The sequence below is a fragment of the Ruegeria sp. D4 genome (assembly GCF_056534475.1).
Map to the genome: position 1 here is coordinate 14,828 of NZ_JBQFPJ010000008.1, position 20,880 is coordinate 35,707.

The 20,880-nt window shown below is 54.1% G+C and carries 16 protein-coding genes; 11 read left to right on the forward strand and 5 right to left on the reverse strand.

The features are described 5' to 3' along the window. Positions 1-3: 3 nt before the first annotated feature. The 8 genes from ACR0MI_RS12695 (at position 4) to ACR0MI_RS12730 (ending at position 11,533) form a co-directional block, all read left to right on the forward strand. Positions 4-1,059 (forward strand): sn-glycerol-3-phosphate import ATP-binding protein UgpC, encoded by a 1,056-nt coding sequence (locus ACR0MI_RS12695; protein ID WP_170816989.1) that lies wholly within the window; start codon positions 4-6, stop codon positions 1,057-1,059. Next, positions 1,059-2,033 (forward strand): glycerophosphodiester phosphodiesterase family protein, encoded by a 975-nt coding sequence (locus ACR0MI_RS12700; protein ID WP_170617188.1) that lies wholly within the window; start codon positions 1,059-1,061, stop codon positions 2,031-2,033. Before ACR0MI_RS12695 ends, ACR0MI_RS12700 begins: the two co-directional genes overlap by 1 nt. A gap of 418 nt (positions 2,034-2,451) precedes the next feature. Next, a complete protein-coding gene (locus tag ACR0MI_RS12705; protein ID WP_170617186.1) occupies positions 2,452-2,625 on the forward strand; it encodes a periplasmic nitrate reductase, NapE protein in 174 nt (57 codons plus the stop codon). Positions 2,626-2,656: 31 nt separating this feature from the next. Further along, positions 2,657-3,844, forward strand: coding sequence for a pentaheme c-type cytochrome TorC (torC, locus tag ACR0MI_RS12710; protein WP_480441195.1), 1,188 nt, complete (start codon positions 2,657-2,659; stop codon positions 3,842-3,844). A 10-nt stretch (positions 3,845-3,854) separates the two neighbouring features. After that, positions 3,855-6,320, forward strand: a complete 2,466-nt coding sequence (gene torA, locus ACR0MI_RS12715; RefSeq protein WP_170617184.1) for a trimethylamine-N-oxide reductase TorA — start codon at positions 3,855-3,857, stop codon at positions 6,318-6,320. After that, complete coding sequence (locus tag ACR0MI_RS12720; RefSeq protein WP_170617182.1) at positions 6,317-6,880, forward strand: molecular chaperone TorD family protein; 564 nt, start codon at positions 6,317-6,319, stop codon at positions 6,878-6,880. Before torA ends, ACR0MI_RS12720 begins: the two co-directional genes overlap by 4 nt. A gap of 341 nt (positions 6,881-7,221) precedes the next feature. Further along, positions 7,222-8,676 carry a L,D-transpeptidase family protein gene (locus tag ACR0MI_RS12725; RefSeq protein WP_480441192.1) on the forward strand — a complete coding sequence of 485 codons (1,455 nt, stop codon included), beginning with the start codon at positions 7,222-7,224 and terminating at the stop codon, positions 8,674-8,676. A gap of 148 nt (positions 8,677-8,824) precedes the next feature. Continuing rightward, positions 8,825-11,533 carry an AsmA family protein gene (locus tag ACR0MI_RS12730; protein ID WP_480854524.1) on the forward strand — a complete coding sequence of 903 codons (2,709 nt, stop codon included), beginning with the start codon at positions 8,825-8,827 and terminating at the stop codon, positions 11,531-11,533. Between the two features lie 12 nt (positions 11,534-11,545). Here ACR0MI_RS12730 and ACR0MI_RS12735 read toward each other — a convergent pair whose 3' ends face one another. The 3 genes from ACR0MI_RS12735 to ACR0MI_RS12745 form a co-directional block, all read right to left on the reverse strand. Next, on the reverse strand, positions 11,546-12,046 hold the full coding sequence (locus ACR0MI_RS12735) for a hypothetical protein (RefSeq protein ID WP_170617178.1): 501 nt from the start codon (positions 12,044-12,046) through the stop codon (positions 11,546-11,548). A gap of 86 nt (positions 12,047-12,132) precedes the next feature. Then, positions 12,133-13,755 (reverse strand): mechanosensitive ion channel domain-containing protein, encoded by a 1,623-nt coding sequence (locus ACR0MI_RS12740; RefSeq protein WP_170617176.1) that lies wholly within the window; start codon positions 13,753-13,755, stop codon positions 12,133-12,135. Then, a complete protein-coding gene (locus ACR0MI_RS12745) occupies positions 13,752-15,074 on the reverse strand; it encodes a mechanosensitive ion channel family protein (protein ID WP_170617174.1) in 1,323 nt (440 codons plus the stop codon). The genes ACR0MI_RS12740 and ACR0MI_RS12745 overlap by 4 nt, the downstream gene beginning before the upstream one ends. 715 nt (positions 15,075-15,789) lie before the next feature. On the opposite strand from ACR0MI_RS12745, the gene ACR0MI_RS12750 reads away from it, so the two are divergent. Genes ACR0MI_RS12750 through ACR0MI_RS12760 form a run of 3 tightly spaced genes read left to right on the forward strand, consistent with a single transcriptional unit; the run spans position 15,790 to position 18,763 of the window. Continuing rightward, on the forward strand, positions 15,790-17,007 hold the full coding sequence (locus tag ACR0MI_RS12750) for an arylsulfotransferase family protein (protein WP_480854528.1): 1,218 nt from the start codon (positions 15,790-15,792) through the stop codon (positions 17,005-17,007). Beyond that, complete coding sequence (locus ACR0MI_RS12755) at positions 17,007-17,264, forward strand: hypothetical protein (protein ID WP_480441185.1); 258 nt, start codon at positions 17,007-17,009, stop codon at positions 17,262-17,264. The genes ACR0MI_RS12750 and ACR0MI_RS12755 overlap by 1 nt, the downstream gene beginning before the upstream one ends. After that, positions 17,261-18,763 (forward strand): sulfotransferase family protein, encoded by a 1,503-nt coding sequence (locus tag ACR0MI_RS12760; RefSeq protein WP_170816991.1) that lies wholly within the window; start codon positions 17,261-17,263, stop codon positions 18,761-18,763. Before ACR0MI_RS12755 ends, ACR0MI_RS12760 begins: the two co-directional genes overlap by 4 nt. A 77-nt stretch (positions 18,764-18,840) precedes the next feature. Here the strand turns inward: ACR0MI_RS12760 and ACR0MI_RS12765 are convergent, their stop codons facing one another. Together ACR0MI_RS12765 and ACR0MI_RS12770 are read right to left on the reverse strand one after the other, a co-directional pair. Next, entirely contained in the window at positions 18,841-20,190 is a 1,350-nt protein-coding gene (locus ACR0MI_RS12765) for an ATP-binding protein (protein WP_480854536.1), read from the reverse strand. After that, entirely contained in the window at positions 20,190-20,849 is a 660-nt protein-coding gene (locus ACR0MI_RS12770; protein WP_170617166.1) for a response regulator transcription factor, read from the reverse strand. The genes ACR0MI_RS12765 and ACR0MI_RS12770 overlap by 1 nt, the downstream gene beginning before the upstream one ends. Positions 20,850-20,880: the final 31 nt, after the last annotated feature.

Sequence of the window (20,880 nt, forward strand, 5' to 3'; positions counted from 1 at the left end):
GAAATGGCAACAGTATCCCTAGAGAATGTCAAAAAGAGCTTTGGCCCGACGGATGTGATCCACGGTATTGATGTCGATATCGCCGATGGTGAGTTCATTGTGATCGTCGGCCCCTCTGGCTGTGGTAAATCCACACTGTTGCGGATGGTGGCGGGGCTGGAAACTGTCACGTCAGGAGAAATCCGGATCGGTGATGAACGGGCCAACGAAAAAGAGCCTATGGACCGGGACATTGCCATGGTGTTCCAGAACTATGCGCTCTATCCGCATATGTCGGTGCGTCAGAACATGGGTTATGGCCTGAAAATTGCCGGGTTGCCCAAAGATCAGATCGATCAAAAAGTGACTGACGCCGCAAAGCTGCTGCAGTTGGAACCCTTGCTGGACCGTAAGCCCAGACAGTTGTCAGGCGGACAGCGTCAGAGGGTGGCGATGGGGCGGGCCATCGTCCGCGAGCCGGCGGTTTTCCTGTTTGATGAGCCGCTCTCGAACCTTGACGCCAAGCTTCGCGTTCAGATGCGTCTTGAAATCCGCGAACTTCAGGAAAAACTCGGTATTACCTCACTTTACGTTACACATGACCAGGTCGAAGCCATGACAATGGCGGACAGAATGATCGTAATGAATGGAGGCATCGCCGAGCAAATAGGAACGCCGCTGGAGGTCTACGAGACCCCTAAGACGCTGTTCGCGGCGCAATTCATCGGCAGCCCGGCGATGAATGTTTTTGAAGCGCGGCGCGAAAACGGGACAGTCCGGATCGGCGACATCGCGGTTGGCCCGTCTACAGGTCCAGATGCCGCCGTAAAGCTGGGCATAAGGCCAGAGCACCTGCTGCTGGATGAAAGCGGTCCGCTGGAAGCTGCGATTCAGATGGCGGAACCGCTTGGGGCAAATACGCTGTTGCACGGCCACCTTACGGGTTCTGGCGACACGATCACGATCAGCCTTCCGGGTGTTCACCCGATCGAGGGTCGTCATCCGAATATGCGGTTCTCGGTTGCACCAGAGAATATGCATTTGTTTGACCACGCAACGGGCAAAAGACTGGAAAACTAATGGTGTTCCCTCAGGTCGAAGCATTTCGCGGCGGCAAGGATTTGATCCGGGTCGTAGGTCATCGGGGTGCGCGGGGCGTTTTGCCTGAAAACAGCATGATCGGTTTTGACTTCACACTTTCCATTGGCGTCCCGCTTCTTGAGTTTGATGTCGTTCTTACGGCTGACGATGTCCCCGTCATCACACATAACCACCGGCTTCACGCGCCGACTTTTCGGGACGCCAGTGGCCGTTTCTTGGTGGGGGAAGAGCCAAAGGTTTCCTCTTTGACCGTCGAACAGATCCAGCAATTCGACGTCGGACGGTTGAACGGGCAATCGGCTTATGGTCGTCGGTTCCCTGATCAAGCCCAACTGGACGGCATTCGCGTTCCCACGCTGTCGGACTTGCTGAAACTTGTTGGTGAACCGAGATACGGTGATGCCAATCTTATGCTGGAACTAAAATCTGACCCCGATTTGGCCCACGATTCATCTTACAGGCGGAAATTCGTTAAACGTGTGCTGCAGGAGCTTCGTGCCACAGGCTTAGCATCGCGGGCTGTTTTGCACAGTTTCGATTGGAACCTGTTGGAAGAATGTCAGCGTCAGGCGCCTGATCTGCCGTCCTCCTACCTGACTCAGCTCCCGGAAAATGCCGACGATGTCGGTGAGGATTCCTCGAAAGCTGTTTGCCCGGATTTTCGGGGCCGTCGGGATGAAATTCCAAAACTGGTCAAACAGGCCGGGGGTGCGCTTTGGTGCCCCTATTTTGCGGATGTGACCGCAGAAAATGTGTCACTTGCGAAAGAACTGGGCCTTTGTGTTGCTGTGTGGACAGTCAATGACCCTGAAGAAATAAGCAGAATGATCGATCTGCGCGTGGACGCAATTGTGTCTGATTATCCGGGCCGGGTTCAAAGGCATCTCTCGGATTTAGGCATGAGATGGCATGTCGATACACCGGCACAACTTGACCGGACACAGACGCCATAGACACCTGGCAATTCTTGGATTCCAGAGAAACACGATCTGAATGGATTGGATAGATCACCAGTTAAAGTCGCCTTAGGGGCGAAACCCATATTGGCTGGGCAAACGAAACGAGCCTCAGCTTTGACCGTGCAACTTTTTTGTGAAGGCCTCGAAGTCCCCCTCACTGCGTCTCGTGCTACGGAGCGCTGGATCATACCCTGGGCTTGCCCATCATTGGGTGGAAAAGGGGCATCTTTCTCGCATTTTCAGATGATTAAGATGGACCCAAAGCAGAAAACCTTGCCGGAAAAAGACGTAAATACAGCGCTCTAGATCAGCTTCAGGATGCGACATTCCGCCGCGACCTTTGATTCAAGCAGGTATATCTATGGTAGTAACATTGCCGTGAGCGTTTTCATCTTAGGCGAGCGAGATAGATATGACAGATCAATCCATCAGCAGCTCGAAAGACGCAGCCAAGCGTGAATGGCTGTCCTTCTTGTTTATTACGTTGGTGTTTCTGCCCGGAATTACAGTCCTTGGGGTCGGGGCTTACGGGTTCACCGTATGGATCCTTCAAATCATTTACGGCCCGCCAACTGGATCTCTTTAAACCCAGAAAATGAACCGAGGAGCACGTTCTTATGTCTCTGAAGTCTACATTGTCATCCTTCTGGAATACGGTATCCCGACCTGCCACAACGATTAGTCTGGGCGTGATCAGTCTGGGTGGCTTTATTACCGGGATAATTTTCTGGGGCGGCTTCAATACCGCGATGGAGTTTACCAACACGGAAAAGTTCTGCGTTTCCTGCCACGAGATGCGTGACAATGTCTATGTAGAGCTTCAGTCCACGGTCCATTGGGAAAACCGAACCGGGGTCCGTGCCACATGTCCGGATTGTCATGTACCGCATGAGTGGACCAACAAGGTTGCCAGAAAAATGCAAGCGTCGAAGGAAGTCTGGGCGGCTGTATTCGGCACCATAAACACCCGCGAAAAGTTCGAGGCACGCCGCGCGGAATTGGCAAGACACGAATGGGCCCGGCTGGAGGCAAACAACTCGCTCGAATGTCGGAACTGTCATGATTACGACAGCATGGATTGGGACGCGATGTCGGCCGAAGCGCGGTTCTATATGAAACCGGCAGCCGCACTGAATACAGGCTGTATCGAGTGTCACAAGGGCATAGCTCATCACCTGCCTGACAATGTGGCCGTGGGCAGCCCGGCCATGGCCAAGCTTGAAAACAAAGCCAATTCAGGCAGCGTCTCGGTCGGCGAAGACTACTTCGCCATTCGTGACATCCCTGTTTATGACAGCGCCGAGGGTTCGGAGCCGGTGGGTAACTTGACACTCGGTGCTGCCGTCGAAGTTTTGGATGAAAGCGGGGACCGTGTTCAAGTCGCACTTAAGGCGTGGCGCAAGGATAAGGGGTTTGGGCGCGTCATATTTGATGAATTCGGGCACAATATTCGGGTTGCCGTTTTGTCTAAGGACACGGCTCAGAACGCCGAACTGGTCGAAGCTTCCGCACCTCAGACGGATGATGCGACGGGGCTCGACTGGGCGCCTGTCACGGTAACGCTTTGGTCGGACAAACAGGGATATGTGGATGAGATTGACGAACTTTGGACGGTGGCTGAGGAAAGCTACACCGCCAACTGCTCCACTTGCCACGCACAGCCGGACCCGGATCACTTCGGGACCAACTCCTGGCCTGCGCAGTTTAACGGTATGGTCGGGTTTACCAACATGGACGAAGCCCAGGCCAATTTGGTGCTGACCTACCTGCAAAAACATTCCGCTGACTATGGCGGCTCTCACTGAGGAGAAAACCATGTCAACGCGTCGTGATTTTCTGAAAGGCACAGGAGCAACAGGGTTGTCCGCACTATTGGGGCCCAGCCTGCTTCAACCAGCGACCGCTCGTGCAGAGCAACTGACATCTGCCGGTATCTGGAAAACATCAGGCTCACACTGGGGTGCGATCGAGGCCCTTGTCAAAGGTGGTCAGGTGACCGAGGTTCGCCCGCTTGCCGACGATCCGCACCCGACCGATATGGTGAACGGCATCCAGGGCCTGATTTATTCGCCGTCGCGCGTCCGCTACCCGATGGCCCGTGCAGAATGGCTGGATAACCGAAAGGACGCGGACCGGACCACACGGGGCGACAACCGCTTTGTTCGTCTGACCTGGGATGAGGCTTTGGACCTGTTCTTCGAGGAAATGGAGCGTGTTCAGACTACGCACGGACCTTCGGGGCTTTACGCTGGGGCGACGGGCTGGCGGCAGACCGGCCAGTTCCATTCCTGCATCAATCACATGAACCGTGCCGTTTCGATGTACGGCGGCTATGTGAAAAAGGCGGGCGACTATTCAACTGGCGCAGGCCAAACCATCCTTCCTTACGTGCTTGGGTCCACCGAAGTTTATTCGCAGGGAACCAGTTGGCCACTGATCCTGGATAACGCCAAGACCATCGTTTTCTGGGCGAATGACCCGCTGAAAAACCTGCAAGTCGGCTGGACCTGCGAAACACACGAACCATTTGAGTATTTTGACCAGTTGCGGGACAAAATCGCGGCAGGCGACATCCGGGCCATCAGCGTGGACCCGGTGCGAACCAAAACCCAAAAGCACATTGGGGCCGAGCAACTCTACATCAACCCGATGACAGATGTGGCTTTCATGCTGGCATTGGCGCACACGCTCTATACCGAAGGTTTGCACGACGAAGAGTTTCTGAATGTCTACACGCTCGGGTTCGAGCCTTTCATGGCCTACGTCATGGGCGAGGCTGAAGATGGTGTCGAAAAGACGCCCGATTGGGCAGCGCCGATTTGCGGTGTCCCGGTTGATACGATCAAAGAATTTGCCCGATTGCTTGCATCGGACCGAACGCAGCTCGTCTTCGGTTGGTCCGTGCAGCGGCAACAGCATGGCGAACAGCCGTATTGGATGGGTGCGATCATCGCGGCCATGTTGGGCCAAATCGGACTGCCCGGGGGCGGCATCAGCTACTCTCATCACTATAGCGGTATTGGCGTGGCGCCATCGGGCGCCAGCATGCCCGGGGCTTTTCCTCTGAATTTGGATATTGGCGTTGATCCTGTGCGGTCCGACGACAATTTCCTGGGTGCCAGCAGTACAATTCCTGTCGCCAGATGGATCGACTGCCTGATGAACCCTGGTGGAACAGTCGAACACAACGGGCACACAGTTACGTATCCGGACATCCGAATGGCAATTTTCACCGGATGCAATCCGTTCCATCATCATCAGGACCACAACAAGATGCGCGTGGCTATCCAAAAGCTGGAGACCATTGTTGCGATTGACTATGCGTGGACCGCTACGTGCAGACACGCCGACTTGGTCCTGCCTGCCTGCACCCAATTTGAGCGGAACGACATAGACAGCTACGGCTCATATTCTCGTTCCGGCGTAATCGCCATGAAGAAGCTGGTCGATCCGCTGTTCCATTCCAAAACCGACTTTGAGATTTTTTCGCTGTTCTGCCAACGCTTCGGTCGCGAGCAAGAATACACCCGCGGCTGGGACGAAATGGAGTGGGTTGAGAGCCTTTATGAGACGACCCGAAGCGCAAACGAAGGTAGCTATGAGATGCCACCTTTCGAAGAGTTCTGGGAAAAGGGCATGGTTCGATTTGAACGGGGCGAACCTTGGGTCAGACACGCCGATTTCCGCGAAGACCCTGAAATAAATGCGCTTGGTACGCCTTCAGGATTTATCGAAATCTCCAGCCGGACAATCGGCAACTATGGCTATGACGATTGCGGAGAACACCCCAAGTGGATGGAAAAAGTCGAACGGTCTCATGGTGGGCCGGGGTCCGACAAGTTTCCGCTGTGGCTGCAATCCTGTCACCCGGATCAGCGCCTCCATTCGCAAATGTGCGAGAGCGACCCGTACCGCGCAACATATGCGGTAAAGGATCGAGAGCCTGTGTATGTAAACCCCGAAGACGCGGCCGACCGAGGAATTGAAGACGGCGATATCGTGCGGGTTTTCAATGATCGCGGTCAATTGTTGGCCGGCGCTGTTCTGAGCGATGACTATCCAAGAGGCGTAATCCGCATTCATGAAGGTGCCTGGTATGGACCGGTCGATGCCACACCCAACGCTCTCGACACGTATGGCGACCCAAACACGGTCACTTTGGATGTGGGCGCCTCGAAACTGTCACAAGCGACATCTGCAAATACCTGCATCGTAGAGATGGAGAAGTTTGAAGGAGAAGTTCCACCGGTAACAGCTTTTGGCGGACCCATCACCGTATGAAGGAAGTTTCTCCGGATCTGATGCGCTTTCTGTCGACGGGATTCGCGCGCGAACTTGACGTGGCAACCATCAAAGCATGCCATGGCGGGGTCGCTGACGAGCTTTTGAGTGATGTCGCTGGATCAGATCAACTGATCCGGGAAATGAAAAAGTGGTTTGACCCGCAGACCACCCAAAAAGAACTCGCAATCAGTTACGGAAGCGTATTTCTGGCCTGTGGCAGGGAAGCCGCCCCACTATATGCCTCTGCTTGGCAAGGGTCGGGGAACCTCATGTCTGCCCCACATTGCAGAATGCAATCATTGCTAAAGCAAGCCGGAACAGAAGTGGCCAATGGCTTCTCTGAACCGGCCGATCACCTGGCCATAATGCTCGAATATCTGGCGATGTGTTTGGAAGGACGCCCCGGCGCAATAGACGCCGCGCGATTTGCTGCTGAAGACATACTGCCCTGGTACAATGGCTTCTCGACAAGGGTCCAAGGGCATCATTTGTCGGCACCGTTTTACGTGTCGCTCGTTAGCCTCACCGAAGCGGTGGTTGAGGACTGCGCTTCATAGTCCATCCAATAATTCGACGGACTGCGTAGACCTCAAGGGCTTGGTCCAGGGGGCCACTTCCGTGAGGGCAGCAGAGTTGAAAAACCAAGAATTGGAATTTGAATATACATTATATTGTAGTATCCTTCTCCTCAATGGGCAAATATTGATGGGCGCCACGGGAGGGGATGGTGAAGTATTTTAAGTCGATGCTCGCAACGACGCTAACTGCAATGCTGTTGGTATGTCCTAACCTGAGTGTTGCAAATCAAGTCTCGAAACGGATTGAAGCGTTGCTGGTGTCAAGCGACAACGCTGGTAGCGCACTTCCCAACAGCAAAAGCCTGAATGCGAAAATCCTAGTGCCGCGTTTTTACGAAGAACGGGGCTTTGCACCGGTATGGACACGCAATGAACTGGTTGACGAACTTTTTGAAGAGTTGGATGGGGCCATTGATCAGGGGTTCAGACCCGATGACTTCAAACTAGAGGAACTTCTAGCCGCTTTGAAAGCCTCACAGAGTAGGGATGCCTCGGATCAAGCTTACTTCGACATTCTGGCGACCGATGCCGCCGTGAAGCTTGTGCACCATCTGGTGTTTGGGAAAGTTGACCCAAACGCACTGGACGACGATTGGAACTTCTCAAAGCCGGTTATTCAACAAGATCCAGCCAAGGTGTTGAACCAGTTTCTTCAAGGGGAAGGCTTTAGCGCATTAGTTGAACGCATCGACATCGACAACGCCCAATATGCGATGCTTGTTGAAGCGCTGAGCAAATACAGATCCATCGCATCGCAAGGGGGCTGGACCAAAGTTCCCGAAGACACTGTTTTGAAGCCGGAAATGGTGGATCCGGCCGTTGCAAAACTACGCGAAAGGCTTGTGGCAGAGGGTTATGCAGGAGCTGGCGCATCGTCGAAAACCAGTCAAGATGGTGAAGATCCGGCTTGGGTTTACGATGATAACCTGGTCGAGTTGGTCAAGAACTTTCAAAGTCGCCACGGGTTGGAAGCAGACGGGGTTATTGGCGGCAAGACGTTCAATTCACTCAATAAACCCGTAGAAGACCGTGTAAACAAGCTGCGTCTCAGTCTGGAACGAGGCCGTTGGCTGATGCGGGAAATCGACGACGAGTTCGTGCTGGTGAACATTGCCGGCGCCCGCACATACATGGTCAAATCGGATGGTACGCTTTGGACCACCAGGTCGATTACGGGGTCAGCCTATAGAAAGACCCCGGTGTTCCGGGATGAAATCGAATACATGGAGTTCAACCCGACCTGGACCGTTCCCGCTTCGATTTTTCGCAAAGACAAGTTGTCTCGCATCCGCCAGGATCCGACCTATCTGTCGCGTAACAATTATGTGGTGCGGAACAAAGACGGGCAGACAATTCCTGCCAATACTGTGAATTGGGGGGCAAAGAACCCCGGCGTCACGCTGGTTCAGCAACCGGGCCCGGACAATGCGTTGGGTTTGGTCAAGTTCATGTTTCCCAACAAGTACGCGGTGTACTTGCATGACACCAACGACGCCAGTCTTTTTGACCGAAACGAAAGAAACCTCAGTTCCGGATGCGTTCGCCTTGAGTATCCATTCGAATTCGCAAGCCTTCTGATGGAAGGGGAGCCGGACTGGAGCCGACAAAAAATGCAGTCCATTCTGGATAGCGGAAAGACAACCCGCATCAACCTGCCCGAGCCGATGCCGGTTCTCCTGACTTATTGGACAGCGTGGGTTGAGGACGGGGTCGTTCACTTCCGCGAAGACCCATACGAACGGGATGCGCGCATCCTTGCGGCTTTGGACCGCTGAGTGCGCAAAGCGCGGCACAAGGAAACCTTGTTTTCGGGCCAAACTGCCAGAATGGTTGGAGATTTCCGTTTTCGAGGTAAACTGGCCTGTGTGAGCGGCGACAAGGGAACGCATGAGGACTTGGCTATTTAGAATATTCGGCATTGTCGTGTTTCTCGTTTTCGCAGCAATCGCCTTTGTCTGGTTGTTGCTGGCTGCGCCGTTGTTTTCAGACATGCGGCGCGGCCTTGTCGAACAAGTTCTTTCGGAACAGATCGGGCGACCACTTTTGGTCAACGACGATGTGAGCGTCGCGCTTGGACGTATCACGCACATCTATGTCGGCGGCGTGGTTATCCCCAGCCTGACAATGGCGGATACATCGCTTGCCGAGCTAAGTCGCCTGGAACTGGAACTGGATATTGCGGCTTTGGCCAACGGACGAATTCAGTTTGATAATCTCGTGGTGGACGGCCTTCAGGCAAATTTTCTTACATCGTCTGACGGCACGACAAGCTGGCAAAAGGGTCGAACGCCACCAAAGCCAAAACCCGCAAGCGCTCAGTCAGAGGACAATCAAGACGCTTTGGCCGAAGTCGAGGAGCCCGCCGAGAGTGACGCGGAAGGCAGCGGAATCCTCGCATTTCTCAGCGACAAGAACGTGAGTTTCAGTTCGATAGGGCTGACCATTGATGACCAAGTCTCGGGCTTTTCGTTTGTGTTTGACCTTCAGTCGCTCGGCCTCGAGCAGGTGGATGACGGACAAAGAACAAAGGTCTCAGGGGCAGGTGCCGTCAATGGCCAAAGTTTCAAGATAGAGGGCGATTATCCGCACGGTGCGCCGTTTACAACGCGCGCCAATTTCGGGGAGATGACGGTCAACTACGATGGCGAGCCATTGTCGGAGAGCGCAGGCGGAGGCTATCGCGCTGTTCTGCAGATGGACACTGGTGAATTCGGTGATTTTCTTGAAGTCATCGGGCTGGAGCGCGTTCTAGAGGGGAATGGCCAACTTGAAGCCGAGCTTGTGTCGCAGGACACTCTGAAAATCGAGAGCTTCGCAACCACGATAAGCCTTGCGGAGGGACAGCAGCTTTCGGCTGAGGGGTCCATTGAAGATCTCTACGCAGCCCAAGGCGTCGATCTGCTTTTTGATGCGCGGCTTCATCCCGAAGGACAGCCCCCGCAAGCAGCCAAAAGTATCCGGGAACTGAAGTTCACGGCCTTTGAAATGCACATGGTTGGATCGCTGGCGTCATTCGAGTTTGAAGAGCTTCTGTTTCAAACCAACGCATTTGACCAAGGACTGGACGTTATCGGGCCAGCCTCCATCGAACGCATTCGCCGTATGCCAGATGGTCGGCTTGCGATGTTGGGCATTACCTTGCAAGCCGGGCCAGTCGAGGATCCGGTTCTCAAGGCGGAAGGTGAAATCCTCGACCTGCTTCAGCTTCAGGATGTGACGTTTGAGGGAACCCTGAACGGACCTGCCAGATTGATTCTGCCAAATCTGGATGAAGATTTCGTAGACCAGTTTGGTGGTATCAACGCCGACTTCAGCCTGTCCAACAAGGGTGGGCCGGTTTCTCTCGACAGGTTCAACGCAACCACCTACGGCACAGATCTCTGGGCGCTCGATCTAGCGCTGTCTGTGAACGAGATCAAAGGGTTGGCAGGTCTCGATTTCGACGTTGAACTGGATGTGGGTGACGGGGCCGAGTTTCTGACCGCGCTCAATCTGGAACCTGTCCCAGTTGGAGCGCTCGCCATTGATGCAGAAACATCGAAACAGGGCGACGATTTCGATGCCTCGATCGAGTTTGAAGCCGGGTCGTCACACCTTCTGGCCGCATTGGGCGCAAAGTTCCCCGAGGGCGCTTCTGTCGTTCGTGGCAACGTTACAAGCGAAAGGCTCGATCTTGGCGACCTGAAGAACCTGACTGCGACGCTGAACCAACTTAAGAGCCTGGTAGGCGAGGCCGCGAAAGAAGTTGAAACCGACGTACAGCCCCTGGTTCTGCCGAAGGAAACGGATGTCCAGCCGTTGGTCTTGCCCAAGGAGAAAGGCAAGCCTGCTGATCTTCTGGATGTGCAGAGTGTGCTGCAAGAGGCTGATCTTGAGGTACAGATCGAATTCAAAGAGATTGTAGGCCAACAAGGGGTAACATCTGTTTCAAGCCAATTGTCCGCAAAGGAAGGGACGGTCGATTTTGGCCCGCTCCAGATGGCCTATGGTGGTGGAAACTTCAGCCTGCGGGCGGTGATGGACCTGATTGACTCACCTGATTGGCTTTCCCTGTCCGGTTCCACGTCAGGATGGGAATTCGGTGAGATCCTTGATGAACTGGGTATCGGAATCGATGCCTATGGGCGTTTGAGCGGCGAGTTCAACGTTTCGGGCAGTACGGCGTCTGGCAAAGCCTTCATCAATTCCATGCGCGGCGACGCCTTTTTGTCGATGTCGCAAGGCTATGTCAGCACCAGCCTGCTGGAACTGGCAGGGCTTGGTATTTTCCCGTGGCTGTTCTCCGAGGAGTTTCGTCAAGGGTACACCGACATCACCTGCGTGGTGGCACCGGTACGCATTGAAGCCGGGCAGGTAAGCTCGAACTCCATAGTGGTTGAGACGGGCTCGGTCCAATTGGTGGCCAGGGGGCAGGTGGACTGGTTGAACGATACAATCGCGATCAGGGCGGAGCCGCGCCGGGTTGGCAAACCTTTGTCCCGAAGCGCATGGCCGTTCGACGTGACCGGTCAGCTTTCGTCGCCAAAATTCAAACTGGATGTGGGTGGATCAAGAAGTGAAGCACCTGATGGTGCAGACGAAATGCCGGCGGACAGGCAACCTTGCGTTCCGGATATTTCCCAATTGGAATAGCTTGGCGTGGTCTTATTCGTTTAGCCGTTGCGGCTGTTCGGCCTGACACGCCAGAACGGCCTCGATGGCTTTTGCGGACCCACTCAAATCGAGTTCTACCTCGGCTCCGCTTTCACCAATGATCGTGACGCTTTGGCGCTTTCCGAATTCACCTACAAATGCAGGGTTATCGAAATAGGCGTAACCTCCGGGGACGCCATTCTTGAAAACACCGACCGCTTCGCCTTCGAACTTCGCGTCACCGAAATCGAACTTAACAATCCCCGTCGCCCCATCCTCGATCTGAACCCAGGCCGGATTGTAGGCTGCGAAAAAGCCACCACCCTGCTTGGGGGCGGCCCCTATTTCGACCGTCATATCGTTTTCAAAGGGTTTCCAGGCGAGACACCCGTTGCCTTTCTCAGGATCAATCAGGATTTTCCAGTCTCCGGACTCACCCCATTGTTCCATACCGGCAGCGAAAGCAAAGCTCCCACTAAGCACGAAAGCTGCGGACAGTGCCCACTTGATCATCTGAAACCTCAAATCGTTCTGAAGACTACATCTGTAACTCTACCTGTTGCGCGGCCCCGATCCAACTGCTCCAATAGTGGGCAAGGTCACTTGGTTTGTTCGGCTGTACTCGCGAGCTTTCCGTCCCATTCCTCTGTCGGAACTTTCGGTTCTGGCGGGTCGGCAATGTAGGACGGCGTCATTATCTGCGTTCCGTTTTCATTGAACACGTCGACAATGTTCTCATGAAGATCGGACAGTATCTTGGGCAGGCTCGATCCACGAGACGTGTACGCATTGATTTCATAGTTGATTGCGTAGTCGGCCAACTGGGTCCAAAGCACAAATGGTTCAGGGTTCTTTTTCAATCCTTGCGTGCGATGGGCTGCTTCCACAAGCATCGCCTTGATCTTCTTTGGCGGCTCTTCGTATCCAATTCCCACCGTCGTATGCACCAATATCCCGCGACCATCCACTTTTCGCGAGTAATTTATGACTTCGGAATTGAGAAGCTGCGCGTTTGGAATACTTATCATTTCGTTTTTGATGGATTTGATGAGAGTTTCCATCAGCTTTATTTCGGTGACGTCCCCGATCTTGTCGCCGACCTTAATGCGATCACCTACGTTTGTACTGCGCCTGTAGATAACGAACAGACCAGCCATCATGTTTGAAACAACGGTGTTCGAGCCAAGCGAAACCATGATGCCGGCCAGAATTGTCAGACCCTGAAAGGCACGGGAGTCAGATCCCGGTATATAGGGGTACGCAAACACAAGTGCGATCACGATGATCAATGCCCTGACCAACATGTTCGTGGGTGCAATCCAGTGATCTTCAAAGTCCTTGAGCTCGAACACGCCGCTCTCAAGGTTTTCAAAAAACAGGTCGATGCCGCGAATTGCCATCCGCGTCACAGCGGCAATGATCACAAGCATGATCAGGTTTGGGATGTACCCCACGATAGCCAACACGACACTGATGAGCGGCTCGCTGATGTATTTCAAAAGGATCTGGGCGATGCCCTGTGTTTCCGCAAAAGACAGCAGCACCAATGAAAGGTAATAGTAAAAGAAGAACAAAAACAGGACCCACATCAATATGTGGATCGAGTAAACGATGATCGAGGCAATTGCCCTGCTTCTCAAGATCGACTTGGTGGCTTCCTCGACGCCTTCTGCTCTCTTCTTCAGGTTATTTCTGATATATCTCAACAGCTTTCGCCGCTTTGCAAAAAACCCATAAGACGCAAGGGCAAAGATCACCGTCCAGGCAAATGCAGCCATCGCGCTGTCGACTCTGCCCTCATTGGACCTGGCATCCCGATATTGCAGGATCGCAGCCTCGATCGCCTCTGCTTGCAGCCCGGCCAGGACTTCAATCGCCATCTGTTCATGCTCGGCATCGGCTTGGGTGGTTATCGTAACCATCTGCCCGTCGGCGCGGATCAGCTTCCCGAATTCAGCGTCCGAAATCAGCAATTGGACAGTTGATTTGTTGGAAGCATCGGCGACCTGGGCTATCCGTTCTTCGATTTTTCTGGCTCGTTCCGTGGCAGGCAAAGCGCTTGAGCCTCGAACCACGAACAACTCCTCACCGTCGACAACGACCGGAGCTACGAATTCAGGATCTTCTCTTTCTTCCTGTGGGGTAAGTGCTTCTTCTGACTGGGCAAATGCGACACCACACACAAGTAGAAGGGACGCGAACCAAAGCGATACAGCTCTCATGACTTTGCTCCCTCTGCGGGTATCAGATGTACATCCCGTTGTGGGAAGGGGATCGAAATGCCCTCTTGGTCGAACTTCTCTTTCGCTTGCCCAGTGAGGTCCCAATAGACTGTCCAATAGTCTTCGGACTTGGACCATGGGCGACAGAAGATATTGACCGAACTGTCTCCCAGCTCTCCTACAAAAACCTCGGGTTCTGGCGTCTTCAGACATAGCTTGTGCTGCGCCACCAGATCTTTGAGAACCTCAATTGCCCGGGCCGCGTTGTCCGAATACGCGATGCCGAAAACCAGATCGACGCGACGTTCTTCCGACGCGCTTACGTTGGTTATCACGTCGCCCCAAATCTTGCTGTTCGGAACCACGATAATCTGGTTGTCGAATGTTCTGATTTTCGTTGAAACCACGGACATCTCGTCCACAAAGCCCGATGAACCGCCGACCTGTATATAGTCGCCAGTGTCGAACGGTTTGAGGACCATGATCATCAGGCCGCTTGCCAGGTTGCCCAACGTTTCTTGCAACGCAAAGCCCAGGATGAAGGACAAACCGCCCAGTATTGCAAACAGGGGTGTAACGTTAACGCCAAACAGCGCCAAAACGACCAATATGCCAAGGACAAAAACAGCCCAATAAACGGTTGTGGCCACGAACCTTTTCAGCATCCTCGAAATCGTCGGAATTTTGTTTAGCCCACGCTCGGTGACGCGTCGCACCATTCGGGCGATGAACATCATGGCCCAGACGGCCAGCAAGACGCCCAGACCAGCCATCAGCAGACCGATGCCCCCGTCCCAGGAAATCAGCCAGGCCCAGGCGTTCTGGAAAAGCGTTTGAAGATCAGTTGTTTTTAACGCGCCGGCTTTCAGAGCGAGAATATAGTCGCTGTGCGGCGTCAGATCTTCGGCCTTCGCACCTTTCAATGCCCATGCCTCGAGCACCACGCGATAGTTGTCCAAAATTTCGGATCCGGTGTCATTCAAGGATGACAACTGCGATCTCAAGCCATCCTCCTGAGTTTCGCTTGCTGATCGGAGTTTCAGATTAACCTGAGCGATGTCCTCGAGTTGAGAGCGCACATATCCCTGCCAAGTGTTTGCGACCTCGCTAAGCTCCTCAGCGGTCAAGGGGACAAGCAGGACTTCCAAGTCATCCGCCGATATTGACTGATCGACGACCTCATCCAGAAGATTACTATCTTCAACTTCAACGGTTTCCGGCTTGGCCGTCGTTTCTTGCGCGCTGGCAGGAAACGTAGTTGAAATCGCTGCGAACCAAAGGAATAGCCAAATAAGCCCGGCTCCGAGTGGTCGTCTCATTTATCTGTCCCCTCCCTCTTTAACGGTTAAAACGAGCACACAGAGACGCAAGAAATCTACACTCATGTTCGAAATCGAATATTTTGGTGTGATGAACTTGTTGCACGAGGGCCCTGTCGAACCAAAACGATGCAACTCTGGAAAGCTCCACAAGATAGCACCATGTGACTTCAGTAGTGCTAGTTTTGGATGAGCTTCCAAGAAAGGCGTATCCGTTTGCTTTCAAACAGTAAAATTAACTGAAGATGAACGGGGCGTTTTCAGTGCGTTCAAAGCTGGTCAAGCATAGTCACCTTGAGGCTGTGAAGCTAAGTGAAATGCACGTGTTTTGAGGGGAGAAACAAAACGTTCGAAGAAGGCTGGGTTGTTGGTAAGATACGGTCTTCGACCTCTGCCTCGAACTTCCAGGGGGCTAACTACAGGTTTGAACGTCAGAAGTTTCTCCGGGCCTCAATGGAAGCGAGTTCAACTGGCTAACAGAACGTTGGGCTATGAGGCTGAGCCGCGTGTCCGGTGCCATGTTTGAGTATTGAGTTTGTTGATAATGAGTAAAGTGGGCAATAAGAAACCTAAGTTCGAAAAGCTGCCCGAACGGATGTTCTGGGCTTGTCTGTTCATCACCGTTGTTTTTTCTTCGGTGCTTTTCGGGATAGTCGCGCAAAGAAAGAGCTGGCCGCCTGTTCCACAGCTCCGCTCAGTTTACAAAGTCCTGTTCGTGGACAAATCGCTGACACGAGAGGCGCGGGCATACCATAAACATCTTCAGCCGACGCGCAAACAAGGCAGCGGTGTTGTAATCAATCGTCAGCCGGGCCGTCAGGACACCATTCTGCTGATGGGTTTCTTTGACGGTGAGAACCAGGCCAGGCTTGTGAACCGTGACGGCAGCGTCATCCGCAAGTGGTCGTTGAATTACACTGAGCATTTTCCCGATGCCGACACACGCCCTTGCGGTCATCTCAACAACCCTTTGATGACGGACGTTCATGGCGCATTGCTGACCGAGAAAGGCGAGCTTGTCTTCAGTTATGAGTATTGCGGGGCTGTCAAGCTGGACCGATGTTCCGGGGTTGTCTGGACGCTCAACGAAAAAACCCACCACTCGATAGTTACATCGGAAAACGGAGGATACCTGACGCTTGGCCGGGACGAATGGATGGCATCTGAAGTCGTTGATCGCTTTCCACCCTTTTCGACCCCCGCAACAAACGAGACGATACTGGAAGACACCATCCTGAGACTCGATCAACAGGGTCAGGTCCTTGAGCGCATTTCGATCCCAGGCATCATTATCGACAGCGGGCTGTCCGCGTTGCTGACTGCCAACGGACAGGAGATTAAGCCATCGCATGTGGCGCGTAATGAGTTGGTTCATGCCAACAAAATTGACGAGCTGCCTTTGGAATTGGCGGACAAGTTTCCATCGTTCAGCGCAGGAGATTGGGTGATCTCTATGCGGGGGCTCAATCTTGTGATGGTGGTTGATGCGACCACCCGGAAAGTAAAGTGGCACCAGACGGGTCCCTGGGTCCGGCAGCACGATCCCGAGTTCCGCTCGGACGGGAAAATTTCGATCTTCAACAACAACGCTTACCTAACGTCCTACACGCCAACCGAGAAAACCCGGCTGGATGCGCCCCGCGAGACCAATATCATGGCGATTGATCCGGTAAGCCGCGAAACGGAAGTCGTATTCGGAAGCAAACCGGGGCAGGAGATGTTGTCGGTCGTGCGCGGGCAGCATGAAATTCTGGAAAACGGCGGCATGTTGATCACCGAGTTTGACGCCGGGCGGGTTCTGGAAGTGGACAGAACAGGCAAGGTGATCTGGGAATATGTAAATGAATATGATGACGAATTTGTTGGTGAGATCACCAATTCGAAACTCTATCCACCGGACTATTTTGAAGTCGATTGGAAGGAATGCGCATAATGAACCGGCTTAGCAAACACACGCTCGTATGCCGCATCGCCCAGCCTATGTTGGTTATCTGCACCGTCTTATTACTGCTGCCGAACCCGGCACAAGCCTATATCGGCCCCGGAGCAGGGTTGGGCGCGATAGCCGTTACGGTTGCTGTCATTCTGGGTGTGATTTTTCTGATCGTTGGTCTGGTCTGGTTCCCGCTCAAGCGGTGGGTCGGGGGGCGGAAGAAAAGGGCCGGTTCCGAAAACGACTCCACACCATGACGTCAGCGTTAGCTGTTTCTCTTTTGGCGGTTGCAGGGTTCATTCTGGCCCTGTGGCTAACAAACATTGCAGGCACGGCCCAAAACGTTGTGAGCACCTGCATGGCGGGTGTCACTGCACTGTTTGACAATCAGCTTTCGGACGACGCCAAGGAAAAGGCTGCAAGGCAGGCGGGGTTGAAGCTGTTGGCGGGTGGTCTGAATCTGACATGGCGCATCGCGCTGGCCCTGGCTGCGGCGGGTCTGCCGATTGCATCGGCGGATTGGGCGGGCGTTGTGGCAGGTGAAGCGGTACTTGGGCTCATGCTTCGCCTGGATTACATCGTTGTGGTATCGGTTGTTGCCTTTGCGGGCGTCAAGATTGTCAGCTGGCTACGTCGTGCCGATGCTTCGGAAGATACTGAAGGGGGTCAGTACTCGTCGATCGACCAGTTTGTGCATAATCTTGCATTTTCAGGCCCGGCGGTGCTGAAACTGGGCGCGCGGCTAGAAGATCGCCTGGTAAGGCAATCTTCCACGTCGGATGGGCAGCGACCGGTATTCGTAACCTCTCTCGCTCGCGGCGGCACAACGGCGGTCCTTAACGCACTGCACGATGCGCCCGAAGTAGCTACGCATATGTACCGGGATATGCCATTTATTACGGCTCCTGTTATGTGGAACAAAATAGCCGGCGGTCAGCAGCGCGGCGTCCGGCGGCAGCAGCGCGCCCACGGCGACGGGATGGAGATCGACCTTGATAGCCCGGAAGCGTTCGAGGAAGTGCTTTGGAAAGCGTTCTGGCCAGAGCGCTACCGGGGGACTTCGATTCCACTTTGGGACGTTGACGCCACAGACCCTCGGGCGGACCAGTTTTTGCGACAGCACATGAACTGCATCATCAGAGCGCGGAACTGTCAGGCGGGTCCAAATGACGTGCCGAAAACGCGCTATTGCTCCAAGAATAACGCGAACATTGCCCGAATTCCCTATCTGCTCAAATCCTTCCCGGATTGCCGGATCGTGGTTCCGGTTCGGCGACCGGAATGCCATGCCGAGTCTCTGCTTCGCCAGCACAACAATTTCAGCAAGCTTCAGGCTCGGGACAGTTTCGTAACCCGATACATGGCCGATATCGGACATTTCGAGTTCGGGGATCTGCATAAACCCTTCTTGTTCAAGGACTTCGATCCGGTCGGCAAAGACACACATAGTCTGGACTATTGGCTGGACTACTGGATCTGCGCCTTCAAGGCGCTTCTGAAACATAAGGATCAGTGCATTTTGTTGTTTCAGGACGACCTGCGCAGCGCCCCACAGGCAACCATGGAAACCTTGTATGACTTGCTTGGGCTGTCACCCGCCGCCCAAAGCTTTGAACAGTATTTTCATTCAAAACCCGACCTGGTCAGGACCGATAACTTTGAACTTTCGCGACTGCGAGATGCCCATGAAATCTATGCTGCTCTTAGGGATCACTCCATCACCACCGGATCGGCAGTTGCATCCAATCGAGCTTGAAGCAACTGGTCTAAGCACCAAGGGCTAACTAAGCAAATTCGAATTTTACCCGTTCCCGTAAGCTGGACCGCCATGCTTCAACTGGCGCTAGCATGAGAACCCAATGGGATCACGATGCTGCACCTCAGACCACCGAGTTCTTCCGACCTGCCCAGATCAAGACTGGCACCATATGCCGTGAGCAGATCCACTGCGATTGCCAGCCCCAAGCCGCTGCCGGTGACGGAGGTGTCGAGCCTCCCCCCGGAACGAAGCGCTTCGCGTCGGTCATTTTCGGGAATTCCCGGTCCGTCGTCTTCGATCCGAATTTCGATAAACTTGTCCTGCCACGTCGTTGTCACCTGCACAATCTGCCGGCACCATTTCATTGAATTGTCCAGAAGGTTTCCTAGAACCTCTTCGATGTCCTGCTTGTCCATTCGAACCCACAGGCCGGGAATGGTCGCCACCTTTAATGTCTTCTGTTCACGCTCGGCCATCAGGGAAAACAGCTTTGCAAGCCGGTCGATGGAATTTGACAGGTCTGTACGGGAATGGGTCAGTTCCGCAGTGTTCATCGCGCGCATTCGCGCCAGAGAGCGGCCAAGTTGCGCATCGATCCGATCCAGAGATTCCTGTGCGGTTTTGATGTCCACCCCGGCCTCGGACAAACTATCCAGTTCATTCTGCAAAATCGCGGCCGGTGTCTTCAGCGCATGTGCAAGATCAGCCGCCTGCCTGCGGGACCCGGAGACGATGTCGCGGTTGCGTTGCAATAGCTGGTTGAGGTCCTGGACAAGCGGCGACACTTCCTCGGGGTAGTCTTCCGGTCTGAGGTCTTCGTCCATGTCCCAACGCTGGGCCACATCTGACCGCAGTTTGCGAAGCGGCCCAAGAATGGCCGACATCAGCAACAGCGAACCGGCGATGCCTATCAGGCCAACCAGCCCAAAAACCGGGATTAGGCTGCGTTGTGCGGCCCGGCGTTCCGCGATGAGCTTGTCGCGGTTTTCAGCGACGCTGATGCCCCAGATCGTGCCATCTTCATAGGCGATCTTCTGATATATGCCGCGGACCGCTTCATTCTCAGGCCCATCGGTGTTCCACAGCATAACTGTGTCGGGTGCATCTTGCGGCTCGGCGAGGGTTTCATCGAAAAGGGAAGCCGAGGAGTAAACTTCGCCTGCCTCGCTTGTCACCTGCCAGTATCGCCCGGAATATGGCGTACTGTATGCCGGATCGAAAATCAGATCACGCAGTGCTTCGGGATTGTCGGTGGTGACACTCAGTCCAACGATCAGTTGTGTGTGCCGGTCCCGAAGCGTTGTATCGAACTGCTGGGAAACCCGGGAATCGATGTAGGAAAAAACCGCCAGCGTGCCCACACCCACAGACATCGCTCCGGACAATATTCCGCCCAGCAATGCCCGTTGTCGCAGCGAAAGCATCAGGCAGAATCGATCATGTATCCGCGACCCCGAACCGTTGTGATCAGGTCCGGTCCCAGCTTCTTGCGCAGGCGCGTAATAAATACGGCAATTGTGTTGGAATCCCGATCCTTGTCATACTCATAGATATGTTCCGACAATTCAGTGCGCGAGATCAGGCGCCCGGGGTTATGGGCCAGATAGGTGAGGACGGCGATTTCCTGTGCGGTCAGATCAACCGGAATTCCGTCCACGGAGACACGCCCGTTTCTTGTGTCCAAAAGGACGCTTCCCATTTCGATGACCGGGTTCAGCTGTCCGCTCTGTCGCCGTAAAATCGCACGGACGCGAGCCGCCAGTTCGGGCATGTGAAAAGGCTTGGTCATATAGTCATCCGCACCTGCATCCAGACCGTCCACCCGCTCGCTCCAGCCGTCTCGGGCGGTCAGGATCAGAACAGGCGTCCTTATTCCGGCACTGCGCCAATCTCGCAAAACGGAAATCCCGTCACGTTCCGGAAGGCCGATGTCCAAAATGATCATGTCGTAGGGTTCAGTCGACCCCATATGCAGAGCATCAACCCCGCCATGGACTACATCGACGATCCGACCTTCGGCGCTCAGTAGTTTTTTGATCTGCTCGCACAGGCGCGGTTCATCTTCTGCAAGTAGGATTCTCATGATTTGAAACTACAGGCGAATTGATGACGGA